The organism is Clostridium sp. AF27-2AA (genome assembly GCF_003478505.1).
Lineage (GTDB): Bacteria > Bacillota > Clostridia > Lachnospirales > Lachnospiraceae > Brotaphodocola.
In genome coordinates this window covers 139798-152396 of the sequence record NZ_QUFI01000001.1, presented here as the reverse complement: position 1 = coordinate 152396, position 12599 = coordinate 139798, and the positions used below count along the sequence as shown (strand labels likewise).

Below are 12599 nucleotides of genomic sequence, written 5' to 3'. Positions count from 1 at the left end.
ATTTTAACATAGTAAAAAGGCGAAGAACTTTCGTTCTCCGCCCTGCTGATGCAGAAGATGGGAGTCGAACCCACAAGGTATTGCTACCACACGGACCTGAACCGTGCGCGTCTGCCAATTCCGCCACTTCTGCAAAGCTCCCCGAGTAGGACTTGAACCTACGACAGCGCGGTTAACAGCCGCGTGCTCTACCGACTGAGCTATCGAGGAATGTTCCCGTATCTTTTTGGAAGATACTGCGGGAGATGGGACTTGAACCCACACGACATAACTGCCACTAGATCCTTAGTCTAGCCTGTCTGCCAATTCCAGCACTCCCGCGAACGTTTAATAATATATCATAGTTTCCTGGTTCTGGCAAGTACTTTTTCTTTATTTTTCAAGTTTTTTTCTTCTTGTATTTTCTTCTTCCAATTTTCCCGTTTTGACACATTTTTTATCCATTTTGTCAAATTTTCAATCCGCATTCTGTAGAATTTCCGGCATAATTTGATATAATATTAACTATAATAAGTAAAATCCGAGGGAGTATGCCTATGAAGAAAAAGACAGAGACACCCTTGCAGGGTTACCTATCCAGTATAGTGGCTTTTATCATTGCCACAGCTATGGGCATCCTTGTATTTTCCATCGCATCCCATCATGCCGCAGATCAGCTGGCCCAGAAAAAGCTTACCTCGAATATTTCCAGGCAGAGCATCCATTTTGAAGAGATTCTGAATGTCAACTACCAGTTTCTGGACGGTGTTGCCGCACAGATCGGAGCAGAGGGCGAACTCATCTCTGAAAAAAACAAAAACATGCTTTCAGCCATCCAGTCCACCACGTCTATCGACCATGTAGCCCTCATTGAGCCGGACGGCACCTCCCACTATGAAAACGGTGATATAAAGAATGTCTCCCACCGCAGCTATTTCCAGGAGGGCATAACCGGAAAGCGGACACTGCGCGATCCCGTTCAAAGCAGCATTGACCATGAAACCCGTGTCATTCTCAGCGTGCCCGTTCTCCATGACAATGCAATCATCGGTCTTCTCAGTGCGTCCTACAATGTAACCGAGCTAAACCATCTGATCTTCGATGATCTGTTTGGGGGCGAAGGCTTTTGTATTATTATTAATGAAGACGGAGACATCATCACACTGGACGGCAATTCCACACACCAGATCATCAGCTATGGTGACAACTTTTTCGACTTTTACAGTCAGTGGACTGTCTGCGGAAAAGATTCTCTGCAGACAATCCGCGATGCATTTCAGGCAAAGACGCATGGCCTGCTCAAACTGTCTCAGCCGGGAATTCAAAAATCCAGCCGCTATGTTGCCTATGCTCCGATTCTTTTAAATAACTGGATGATATGCTATGTGATTCCGGTGTCCGTTGCAAACGCGAATTACAGTTTCATTCACAATTACGAGCTGATCCTGAATGTCTATTTCATACTCCTGATCATTCTTCTGATCGGACGCATTGTATCCGTCCACACCAGAGACTACAACGAGCTGGTACATACCGCACAGATCGATGGTCTGACTGCTGTATATAATAAGGAACATACGCAGCCCGCCATTGATGAATTTCTGCGAACGAGCCGTCCGGATGCGCTTCATGCATTTCTCATCCTGGACATCGACAAGTTCAAGAACGTCAATGATACCTACGGACACGCTGTCGGGGACAAAGTCCTGCAGCGCGTGGGCGAATTCTTAAAAAATCAGTTTCGGGACGATGATATCATCGGGCGCGTGGGCGGAGATGAATTCGTGATACTCATGAAGCAGGTTTCCTCCCGGGATGCTGCCCTTTCCCGTGTCCGGAGCATGCTGGAGCACATCCGCTCCGTAAAGCATGCAGAAATGAACGGACAGGCCATCACCTTCAGTGTGGGCGTCGCCTTCAGCCCAGAGCAGGGAACCCGATTTGATGACCTGTACCGCAATGCAGATAAGGCACTGTATCAGACAAAGCGCGGAGGACGCAATAACTTCTCCGTCTATGAAAAGGCTTAATATTTGGCTATGATCAGAATATCGCCTTCCTGAATCCTGGTATTTCCGGTCGGGATGAGGGTTTCTTCCCCTCTCCTGACAGATACTACCAGAGTCCCTTTCGAGAGAGGGACTTCCTTCAGGGTTTTTCCGGTCCACTTGTCTCCCCTGACCGTAGTTCTCTCCCGCAGGATCAGATTTTCTCCTTCGGTGAACTCCGGGGCAGCAAGGATCAGAAGATCGCCGGCCAGAAGCAGCGTATCTCCATTTGGGATACGCTTTTCTTCTCCCCGGAGGATCATTACGATCAGCATTTCCGGCGGGAGGCTGATGTCCCTTACCCTTTTGCCGCAAAACAGATGACCTTCCTGAATATGTGTCTTTACAAAATGGATGCTGCTCTCCTTCTCATAATCATTAAAGGTACGGCGCACATCCATATTCCGGTCGATCATCCGAAGCTTTTCGGATACCAGCGGCAGAAAAGTCCCTTGCACTGCAATGGAAAGAAGCACCACGCAGAACACCAGATTGTAAAGATTATAGTGCATCGGCACTTTGCTCAAAACAGCCATGATCGCAAACACAATGGAGGCAGCACCGCGCAGTCCCGCCCAGGACACCACGCCAATCTGACGGATGTGGGACCGGAACGGCAGAAGAATGGCTGCCACAGCCGCCGGACGTGCGATCACCGTCATAAACAGCATAATCAGAGCGGCCGGAAGCAAAACCGCCGGAAGCTCGCTGGGTGTTGCCAGAAGCCCAAGCAGAAAGAAGATCATCATCTGCGCGATGCCCGTGACCGTGTCAAACACATGCATCAGATTCCGTTTTTCCGGAATCCGAGAATTTCCCATGATGATGCCGCAAAGATACACTGCCAGATAACCGTTTCCGCCAATTACCTGCGGCAGCGCGTAGCTTACCAGCATAGCGGCCACCGCAAAGATCGTATTGCCTTCCTCGATCTGAAACGAGAAGCGGTCCATTGCCCAGACAGCCAGACGCCCGGCCACTGCACCGCACGCAAGACCAAATCCGATCTGTTGTGCCAGCATCAGCGGCAGGGAAACTGCTTTTCCGCTCATCATGGCGATGAATACCACCGTCAGCATATAAGATACCGGGTCATTTGAACCGGATTCCAGTTCCAGAAGCGATGCCGTATGATATTTCAGATCCAGCTTTTTCGTACGCAGGATATTAAATACAGACGCTGCGTCCGTAGATGCGATCACGGATCCAACCAGAAAGCTCTCCAACCACGGCAGGCGCAGCGCCAGATGTACGAACACGCCTACAAATCCGGTGGTCAGCGCCACGCCCAGTGTGGACAAAAGCAGTGCCTTTGCCGCCACACTCTTTGCTTCCTTCACATTTGTCCCAAAACCTCCGTAAAAGATGATAAAGATCAGGCTGACAGAACAGATCGTCTCCGTCACTCCATAATCATCAAATACGATCCGGAAGATCCCATCTTCCCCAAACAGCATTCCCAGGCCGATAAAGATCAGCAGGGACGGCACAGCCAGTCTGGAGGTTACGCGTCCCATCAGGACGCAGATCATGATCACCACACCCACAAGCAGAATAATCTGATTCAAAGATCCACTCCTTTCGTTTTGCAAATCCGTCGCGCCGGATTCTGTTTTTATACTCCGGTTACCCATTAGAACGACAAAACCCGTCCGGTTTTTTCTAAAAAAGCCAGACGGGTCCACGGCAGAATCAGCTCTGCCACTATGTTAAATTTTCGTTCAGATTCTGAATTAAGCTAATTTTGCTTTAGCCAGCTCAGCCAGTTTAGCAAAGCCCTCAGCATCGTTGATAGCCATGTCAGACAGGACCTTACGGTTCATCTCAACGCCAGCCAGCTTTAAGCCATACATGAACTTGCTGTAGGACAGACCGTTGATACGTGCTGCTGCGTTGATACGAGCGATCCACAGCTGACGGAACTGTCTCTTTCTCTGCTTGCGGCCTGCGTAGGAGCTGGTCAGAGCTCTCATTACAGACTGCTTTGCTACTCTATACTGTTTAGAACGTGCTCCTCTGTAGCCTTTAGCCATCTTCAGCACTCTATTGTGTTTCTTCTTTGCGTTCATACCGCCTTTAATTCTTGCCATCGGTTTTTCCTCCTTCTTAATCTAATCAGTCTATTACAGATATGGTAAAATCTTCTTCATTACCTTTGCGTTGGTAGCATCGGTAACGATATCTTTTCTAAGATTTCTTTTTCTCTTGGTAGACTTCTTAGTTAAGATGTGAGATTTGTATGCTTTATTTCTTACCAGCTTACCGGTACCGGTCTTTTTGAAACGTTTTGCAGCTGCTCTGCTTGTTTTTAATTTAGGCATTATAACTTCCTCCTTAATCTTTCTCTTTGCTTTTACTTCTTGGCAGTCAAAAACATAACCATGCTTCTTCCTTCCACTTTGGAAGGCTTGTCAATGGTTGCGATATCCTTTAAGCTCTCTGCAAAGTCATCCAGGATATACTTGGACTTGGACATGTGCGCCATCTCACGACCACGGAAACGTAAGGTAACTTTGACTTTATCGCCCTTTTCCAGGAACTTTCGTGCTGCGCCCGTTTTTGTGTTCAAATCGTTGGTGTCAATGTTCGGAGACAACCGCACTTCTTTAACCTCGATTACCTTCTGTTTTTTTCTAGCTTCTTTTTCTTTTCTTGCCAGCTCGTAACGATATTTACCGTAATCGATAATCTTACAAACCGGTGGCTTTGCCGTCGGAGCAATCTTTACGAGATCCAGTTCCGCGTCCTGAGCCAGTTTGTAGGCTTCCTTCGCGGACATGATACCCAGCTGCTCGCCGTCTTCACCAATCAATCGAACTTCTTTGTCTCTGATCTGTTCGTTAATCATTAACTCGCTAATAGTCGTGCACCCCCATCATAGAATTCTGCATGTCTGTTTTTCTGCATAAAAAAAGTAGATAGAATATTCTACCCACCCTCAAAAGCATCGCATAGGACGTTGATGCCGCCGCATATACGCATTCTTTGCTATAAACCAGGGTCACTTGCTCGTGCCGAGGTGAGGTGGATACCTACTTTCCTGCGTTGTTCTCACAACTTCTGTTACTATACTATGAATCCCCGGGAAAGTCAAGCACTTTTCCGGGGATTTTTCATATTTTTTATTTCGCTATTTTTCAGGACATCTGAAAGGTGGTGCAGAGTGTCTGTTCCGCCCTGCTTGCCCCGTCCCCGGCAATGCCGATCTTCGCAGCCGCACAATGGCGGTTATCGTTGTAGATACACTGTACTGCCTCACAGTCTACAGACAAGCTGCTCTCCGGTGTTTTAAAAACGTTCTTAAAGAGACCGCCCTTGTTTTCATCGAAGCTTCCGCAGCAGGTCTGTTCTTTTTCTTTCGCGTCATGTCCGTCTACCAAAATGGACTGCTTGCAGCAGCAATGATCGGCATTGTGAAGACAATTTGTTACGTTGCACTCTAATTTCGTCATGGAACCCATACCTCCTGTTGGTTAATATTTATTTCACAGGTCTAGTATGGGTTTCTTTTCGGAAATCTATGCAAAAAACTCACTTCTGCTCTGCCTTCACCTCAACAGCACGTGCTTCTCTGGAAACAATTTCCTTTTTGATGTTCTCGATAAAGCTTTCTAAGGATGCCTGTCCCTCGTCGCCTTTGAAACGGCTGCGGACAGATACCACGCCCTCTTCCTCTTCCTTCTGGCCTACTACCAGCATGTACGGAATCTTGTTCTTCTGAGCCTCACGGATCTTGTAGCCGATCTTCTCAGAACGGGTATCTACCTCTGCACGGATATTCTCTGCATCCAGGGCAGCTTTTACTTTCTCCGCATAGTCCATGTACTTGTCGGAGATCGGCAGTACCTTTACCTGTACCGGAGCCAGCCAGGTCGGGAATGCGCCTGCAAAATGCTCGATCAGGATACCGATGAAACGCTCGATGGAGCCGAAAGCAACACGATGGATCATGATCGGACGATGCTTCTCGCCATCTGCGCCGATGTACTCCAGCTCAAAACGCTGCGGAAGCTGGAAGTCAAGCTGAATAGTACCGCACTGCCAGGTTCTTCCGATGGCATCGACCAGATGGAAGTCGATCTTCGGTCCGTAGAACGCGCCGTCGCCCTCGTTTACAACGTAATCCAGACCCATCTCATCCAGAGCGCTTCTTAAACCGTCGGTAGCCATCTCCCAGTCTGCATCACTTCCCATGCTGTCTTCCGGACGGGTGGAAAGCTCTACATGATATTTAAAGCCGAACAGCTTGTAAACGCTGTCGATGAGCTGCGCAACGCCTTTGATCTCGTCTTTGATCTGATCCGGGGTCATGAAGATGTGCGCATCATCCTGGGTGAAGCAGCGCACACGCATCAGGCCGTGCAGCTGGCCGGATTTCTCATGACGGTGAACGATACCAAGCTCACCCATGCGCAGCGGCAGGTCGCGGTAGGAACGCGGCTCGGAAGCATAAACCAGAACGCCGCCCGGGCAGTTCATTGGTTTGATTGCGTAGTCCTGCTCGTCAATGACGGTGGTGTACATGTTGTCTTTGTAGTGATCCCAGTGGCCGGAGGTCTCCCACAGGCTTCTGTTTAAGATGATCGGGGTGGAAATCTCTACATAACCTGCCTTTTTGTGGATCTCTCTCCAGTACTCTAACAGGGTGTTTTTCAGAACCATGCCCTTCGGCAGGAAGAACGGGAATCCCGGGCCAGCCTCGTGCATCATGAACAGGCCAAGCTCTTTGCCCAGTTTTCTGTGGTCACGCTTCTTTGCCTCTTCCATCATGGTAACATATGCTTCCAGTTCTTCTTTCTTTGCGAACGCAGTTGCGTAGATACGGGTCAGCATCTTGTTATGCTCGTTGCCTCTCCAGTAAGCGCCTGCAATGCTGGTCAGCTTGTAAGCCTTTCCAACTTCCTTGGTATTCATTAAGTGCGGGCCTGCGCAAAGGTCAGTAAACTCCCCCTGCTTGTAGAAGCTGATCTCCTCACCCTCTGGAAGGTCCTCGATAAGCTCTACCTTGTACGGCTCCTCTTTTTCTTTCATCAGAGCCAGCGCCTCTTCTCTCGGAAGGGTGAAACGCTCTAACGGCAGCGCCTCTTTGATGATCTTCTTCATCTCAGCCTCGATCTTCTCCAGATCGTCTGCGGTGATCGGGGTCTCGAAGTCGATATCATAGTAGAATCCATCTGCGATAGACGGGCCGATCGCCAGCTTCGCGCTCGGATACAGTCTCTTGATAGCCTGTGCCATAACGTGGCTTGCGGTGTGGCGCAGTGCTGCCAGACCTGCCTCATCCTTTGCAGTCAGGATGTTTAACTCGCAGTCCTTGTCCAGTACGGTGCGCAGGTCTTCTACCTGTCCGTCTACCTCACCGACACAGGCTACCCGTGCCAGCCCTTCGCTGATGTCACGGGCAATGTCAATAATGGGCATAGCCTGTGCGTACTCTTTTTTGCTTCCATCTTTTAATGTGATGATCATGCCTTTTTCCTCCTGGTATTCTTTGTTAAAATGATGATACAAGGGACGATAAGGATTTAATAAAATAAAAAGTCCCCTGCCTGATGCGCTTTGCGCACCGGACAAGGGACGACAATTCTTTTATCGCGGTTCCACCCTGTTTGCCGCCTGAAATCAGACAGCCGCTTCATTCTGATGGTAACGGAATCACCGGATCCGATTAAGGACCACTCCGAGCCGGTTTTCCTGCTGACTTCCTCATAAGATACTCGCACCACATGCATCTCTCTCTGAATGGTTCTGCCAGAGTACTCTGCTCATCAACGTGTTAACATATGAAAATTTCTCTCATATCTTCAACTGATTATAGCACGGAAGATAAATATGTCAAGCATTAAAAATCTGATTTCGTCTTAATTTCGTCTTAATTCATGCTTGCATTCAGGGTACGCATGGCTCCCATACAGCTCAGCTCATTTCCGTCTATGTCGCGAAGCTGTCCATCCTGGACGAAATTGTATACATGGATATTATCCAGATAAACATCGCCATCGGTTTCAAAGCTCACTTCATAAAAGCCTTTCCGGCCCAGATTCAGATCATACTGTTTCGGCCCGTTAACCTCCACTGTCTGGCTCATGGAACCAAGCTTTACGGTCAGTACTGCAGGCTCATCACTGTCTGCCGTAAAGCGGACATGTCCATCATGGGTCGTGCGTCCTCCAATGCGGTGCCCTACTTTCTGGGCAAGGCTTCCTCCGCTCTGTAAAAGGAGCTGGCTGCTGCCATTTCGCTCCATCACGCTGCCGTTTGTTACATTCCAGCCCCTGGTTCCCAGCGCAAACTGGTGATTGTAAACCGGGTTGTTGGTGTAATTCCGGTAAGTCCAGACCGCGTAACCATTGGTGTGCGCGCGCAGCGTATCCGGGATGCCGGTGAGGAAAGCTCCCCTGTGGCTTTCCGCCAGTCTCGCGTTCTGTTCAAAACCTTCCGTCGCATCCATGTAAAGAAGCTGGTCAATGAATACCGGCTTTCCGCCATTATTAGCCCGGACAAGGGAAAGCTGTTCATTCATGGTTTTGATTGCCTCCTGGGTGGAAAGCACGTCACCAAACCCATGTCCCATGGACACGCTGTACATAAGAGATGTGTACCCTGCGTCCGCACACGGAAACGTGCCATAATGCGACGCGCCCACCTGCCCGTTTCCATCCTGCGCGTCGACCGGGTCTACATCAAGCCGGACCTCCATAGACAGATTTGGGAACACCTTCTGGGTATCTTCCAGAAGATCATTTAAAAAATCATCATAAAATTCATAAAACAGCTTGTAGGCATATTCCTTCCTTGCCGGGATATAGACATTGTCATAGCTGGTAAATTTTTCTGCCGGCTGGTAATATTCATTTACCTGTTTCAGGGAATAATGTTTTTTCAGCCATGTCTGATAGCCGCATTCCTTAGCAGCATTCCGGCTGTTGGCACCCTTTCCCAGATTCGCCGCGTCCTCCACATAGTTCCAAAAATCCTCCCAGGTCATGAATCCGCCATAAAAATTGGAGTGCGCTGATGCGGTCCGGTAGATCTGCTTTGCATATGCCAGCCATGCAGCGCGGGTGGACGGATCCTTTAGCAGATCCCGAAAACGCCCTGTTACCACATCATCGTTATAATAGTCCCACACATAACCAACCCGCAGTTCCACCATAAGCCCGTGGGCATTTGCGGCATTCATAACCTTGTCGAGTTTCTGAAACGCGTAACGGTTGTAGGAAACCGGGAGTACCCCAGGCTGAAATTCCCGCCACGGAACCACCAGCACAATGCTGTTGAACCCATCTGCCGCAATCTGTGCCAGTTCCTCATCCATATGGTCGCTCTCTGAGTTCCAGAAATTGCTCACCCATGCATCCGACACATAAGTTGCCGCTTTCAGGTAAGAAGGTGCCGCCTCACTCCGGATTCCCGATACTGTCAGGGATAGTGCCACCACTGCTGCTGTGATACCTGCTCCAGCTGCACGGACCAGTTTTTTCATCTTCATATGTAACCCCGCCGATTTCCCGTTACACTTCTGCTGCCTTTGCGTAACATTTTTCTTTTGCTGTGCTGTACCTGTTATTTTATGTCGGGCATGATCACGCTATTGATACAGCAAACTGAATTTTATTCTATCACAGCTTTCCATGCTTCGTCAATGTAGTTCCCTGATCTTGCAAACAGCAACAATGGGAAACCAGGCACCATTAATTGGATGTGTGATTTTCTCCCGTCGCGTAATCAATTTCAACGCCCGGCTGGACATTATACACATACACACAGTACTCCACGCCATCTCCCGCGTCCTCCACGGATTCCGCCTCCATCAGCACACCGGACGCAACCAGGTTATTACCCTCAAAGACCGGCGTCACCCGGTAGAGCACATGGTTTTCCGTTTCTTTTACATAGTCCGCCACCAGATTCTCAAAGGGCAGCATACCATCGACATTCAAATAGCGGGTGCCTGTGATCAGGTTTTTCTCATTGGCATTCTCGGCGGTCAGCTGATAGCCGATCAGGTGGCAGCGGTTGTACAGATATTTTCCATCTACGAAATCATATTTGGACACCTGCCAGCCAGATGGCTTCACCTTGCTGATGGAGCCGCGCTTTTCTGTCGGCATCAGGTCCGTTCCAACACTGGAATACGCTGTACCACAGCGGCCAAGTTCATCCAGGTCACTGTAATATTCAAAAGATTCACTGGTCATATCAGAGTCTGTAAAATAAGGGATGTTGCCGTTTACAACTGCATACGGTTCTCCAGAGTAGGCCGGAATAGCCGCAAGATCCACGTAAACATTGGCGCCGGTGCCAGTCGCACCGGCTGTTCCACTTTCCGAAGTTTCTGATACAGAATTCTCTGCTCCCTCCCGGGAAGTTCCGGCATCCAGCACAGTTTCATAAGCATCCAGTACTTTGTCTGCTGCCTGTTCCAGACGTCCAATGTCTTTCTGACTGACGCCTATGGCCGCCAGAATTATGGCCACAGCAGCAAATACCGCCACTCTGCCTTTTTTCCCTGCCTTTGCCTTTTTATAGCGTTTTGCTCCGCGCTTTACCTGATTATACACATTCTTTTTTCTGCTCATGGTGTCATTCTCCCGCTGTCATTTCCATCGTATTTTGTTCTGATTTTCTCCGGAAACCGTAATTTCTTACAGATCCAGAGGCGTCAATTCTCCGTTCTCTGCCCGATACCGGTAAACCTTTCTGCTCAGGATCTCCTCTTTCCTGTTTATGTAACGGTTCATCTGCTTCAGCCGGTCAAGAACCTCTGATATGTTCCGATCAGGTCAGACTGTACTGCTTTTTCCGCAAGACGCTTCATAAATTCGGCTTTAAATTCATTATAATTCATAGCTTCTCCCTCATTTCTTCTGAAATATGCAGCATGAAAAAGAAAAGACCGCGTAAATACGCGGTCTTTCGAGTGGAGCTGAGGGGAATCGAACCCCTGTCCGAAAACCAATTCCCTGTTCTTCTACTATCATAGTCTGCTATTTGACATTCCCTCTGCCGCACGGGAACAGACACTCTTGCGGTTTCAGTAGCTTCATGATACGCCCATGCACGCAAAGCTTAATGCATGTCGTTTCTCACATAGTCGATGCCAGATTCTTAATGTGTGAGTGCACTAAGGCTGACAGCAGCCATTAGGCTGCGTATGCTAAATTATCTTCAGCGTTTAATTTTAATTTTGCCGTTTGACGCACCGCATGCGGATAGCTTCACCAGCTGCATGATCCCCGTCGAAACCAGTACAACCCCTTACTGGCCCGCCGTGACTCACCGGCGATTCTTAACGCCTGAATTTCTGCCAGAGTATGATTTCAGCACCTTCAGGCTTGTGATATTGTAACACCCGGACGCAGTTTTGTCAACGCAGTCCGGGTGTTTTTAACCACTGGTTTAAAACCAGTTATTTTCTTTTGTTTCCCAATTATTTGATCTTATGGATCCATCCTTCCGGAGCTTCAATCTTGCCCATCTGGATGCCGGTTAAGGTATCATACAGCTTCTGCATAACCGGACCCATCTTCTCCATGCCGCTCGGGAAGCAGATTTCTTTGCCGTGGTCTACAACCTTGCCTACTGGGGAGATAACTGCTGCGGTTCCGCACAGTCCGCACTCTGCGAAGTCGCCAAGCTCGGACAGTTTTACCGGACGCTGGGTTACCTTCATGCCAAGGTAATGCTCCGCAACGTATACCAGAGAACGTCTGGTGATGGACGGCAGAATGGAGTCAGACTTCGGAGTTACAAGCTCACCGTCTTTGGTTACGAACAGGAAGTTCGCGCCACCGGTCTCCTCTACATAGGTTCTGGTTGCCGGATCCAGGAACATATTCTCATCGAATCCGTTGTCATGCGCAACCTCATGTGCATGCAGACTCATTGCATAGTTTAAACCAGCTTTTACATGACCGGTTCCGTGAGGTGCCGCACGGTCGAAATCACTGACACAGATGGTGATCGGCTTTGCGCCGCCCTTGAAGTACGGGCCTACCGGAGTTACCAGGATACGGAACTGATACTCGTTAGACGGTTTTACACCGATAACCGGGCCTGAAGCAAACATGTACGGGCGGATGTAAAGAGTGGCTCCGCTGCCATACGGCGGAACCCATGCTTCATTTGCCTTTACGACCTTATCCAGAGCATCAATCCAGCGGTCCTTCGGGAACTGCGGCATCTCCAGTCTTGCGCAGGAGTCCATCATACGCTCTGCGTTTAAGTCCGGGCGGAAGGTTACGATGCTGCCGTCCTCGGTGGTGTATGCCTTTAAGCCCTCAAAGCACTCCTGGCAGTACTGCAGGATGCCTGCACACTCGTTGATGACTACGTTCGGATCCTCGGTGAGAGTACCCTCATCCCACTTTCCGTCTTTATAGTTTGATACATAGCGGTAATCGGTTGTCACATAACTGAATCCGATATTAGCCCAGTCAAGATTTTTCTTTTCCATTGTCTTATCCTCCATCTCTGGTTTCCCATGGACCCCGATGCGGTATCCTGATGCATTTGCCGTTTTGTCATCCGCGGGAAGATTTGTAATCGATTGATTAATGAACATTATAG

General features: G+C 49.0%; 9 protein-coding genes, 3 tRNA genes, 1 other RNA gene, 1 pseudogene and 1 other annotated feature. Of the genes and pseudogenes, 1 reads left to right on the top strand and 13 read right to left on the bottom strand.

Going from position 1 to position 12599, the window contains the following annotated elements; all coding sequences use genetic code 11:
* Positions 1–49 precede the first annotated feature (49 nt).
* The 3 genes from DWY84_RS00805 to DWY84_RS00795 all read right to left on the bottom strand — a co-directional run bounded on the left by DWY84_RS00805 (position 50) and on the right by DWY84_RS00795 (position 321).
* Positions 50–133, bottom strand: a tRNA-Leu gene (locus DWY84_RS00805).
* Positions 134–137: 4 nt separating this feature from the next.
* Positions 138–210 (bottom strand) — tRNA-Asn (locus tag DWY84_RS00800).
* Between the two features lie 27 nt (positions 211–237).
* Positions 238–321 (bottom strand) — tRNA-Leu (locus DWY84_RS00795).
* A gap of 215 nt (positions 322–536) precedes the next feature.
* Here DWY84_RS00795 and DWY84_RS00790 point away from each other — a divergent pair.
* On the top strand, positions 537–2009 hold the full coding sequence (locus tag DWY84_RS00790) for a sensor domain-containing diguanylate cyclase (protein WP_182434889.1): 1473 nt from the start codon (positions 537–539) through the stop codon (positions 2007–2009).
* Here DWY84_RS00790 and DWY84_RS00785 read toward each other — a convergent pair.
* From DWY84_RS00785 to DWY84_RS00740, 10 genes and pseudogenes are all read right to left on the bottom strand, one after another.
* The gene (locus tag DWY84_RS00785; RefSeq protein ID WP_118529970.1) at positions 2006–3595 is read right to left on the bottom strand and encodes a potassium/proton antiporter; all 1590 of its coding nucleotides are present in this window, start codon (positions 3593–3595) and stop codon (positions 2006–2008) included. The genes DWY84_RS00790 and DWY84_RS00785 overlap by 4 nt on opposite strands.
* Positions 3596–3760: 165 nt before the next feature.
* Positions 3761–4117: a 50S ribosomal protein L20 gene (gene rplT, locus DWY84_RS00780; protein ID WP_118529968.1), complete on the bottom strand. Its 357-nt coding sequence runs from the start codon at positions 4115–4117 to the stop codon at positions 3761–3763.
* Between the two features lie 33 nt (positions 4118–4150).
* Positions 4151–4348, bottom strand: coding sequence for a 50S ribosomal protein L35 (gene rpmI / locus DWY84_RS00775; RefSeq protein WP_002603682.1), 198 nt, complete (start codon positions 4346–4348; stop codon positions 4151–4153).
* 32 nt (positions 4349–4380) lie between these two features.
* Positions 4381–4875, bottom strand: a complete 495-nt coding sequence (gene infC, locus DWY84_RS00770; protein ID WP_118529966.1) for a translation initiation factor IF-3 — start codon at positions 4873–4875, stop codon at positions 4381–4383.
* 289 nt (positions 4876–5164) lie between these two features.
* Entirely contained in the window at positions 5165–5479 is a 315-nt protein-coding gene (locus DWY84_RS00765) for a DUF1540 domain-containing protein (protein ID WP_118529964.1), read from the bottom strand.
* Positions 5480–5558: 79 nt separating this feature from the next.
* A complete protein-coding gene (gene thrS, locus DWY84_RS00760; protein ID WP_118529962.1) occupies positions 5559–7496 on the bottom strand; it encodes a threonine--tRNA ligase in 1938 nt (645 codons plus the stop codon).
* A 101-nt stretch (positions 7497–7597) separates the two neighbouring features.
* Positions 7598–7808: a binding site (T-box leader), on the bottom strand.
* 91 nt (positions 7809–7899) lie between these two features.
* Positions 7900–9519, bottom strand: coding sequence for a hypothetical protein (locus tag DWY84_RS00755; protein WP_118529960.1), 1620 nt, complete (start codon positions 9517–9519; stop codon positions 7900–7902).
* A gap of 217 nt (positions 9520–9736) precedes the next feature.
* Positions 9737–10591: pseudogene (locus DWY84_RS00750) on the bottom strand (DNA/RNA non-specific endonuclease); the annotation flags it as partial.
* Positions 10592–10948: 357 nt separating this feature from the next.
* Positions 10949–11288: a transfer-messenger RNA gene (ssrA, locus tag DWY84_RS00745) on the bottom strand.
* Between the two features lie 172 nt (positions 11289–11460).
* Positions 11461–12501 (bottom strand): branched-chain amino acid aminotransferase, encoded by a 1041-nt coding sequence (locus DWY84_RS00740; RefSeq protein ID WP_118529958.1) that lies wholly within the window; start codon positions 12499–12501, stop codon positions 11461–11463.
* Positions 12502–12599: the final 98 nt, after the last annotated feature.

Coding starts and splice junctions, on each gene's coding strand:
- DWY84_RS00740 (WP_118529958.1), bottom strand. CDS start 12,501: ATGGAGGATAAGACAATGGAAAAGAAAAATCTTGACTGGGCTAATATC.
- DWY84_RS00765 (WP_118529964.1), bottom strand. CDS start 5,479: ATGACGAAATTAGAGTGCAACGTAACAAATTGTCTTCACAATGCCGAT.
- DWY84_RS00790 (WP_182434889.1), top strand. CDS start 537: ATGAAGAAAAAGACAGAGACACCCTTGCAGGGTTACCTATCCAGTATA.
- rplT (WP_118529968.1), bottom strand. CDS start 4,117: ATGGCAAGAATTAAAGGCGGTATGAACGCAAAGAAGAAACACAATAGA.
- thrS (WP_118529962.1), bottom strand. CDS start 7,496: ATGATCATCACATTAAAAGATGGAAGCAAAAAAGAGTACGCACAGGCT.
- infC (WP_118529966.1), bottom strand. CDS start 4,875: ATGATTAACGAACAGATCAGAGACAAAGAAGTTCGATTGATTGGTGAA.
- rpmI (WP_002603682.1), bottom strand. CDS start 4,348: ATGCCTAAATTAAAAACAAGCAGAGCAGCTGCAAAACGTTTCAAAAAG.
- DWY84_RS00755 (WP_118529960.1), bottom strand. CDS start 9,519: ATGAAGATGAAAAAACTGGTCCGTGCAGCTGGAGCAGGTATCACAGCA.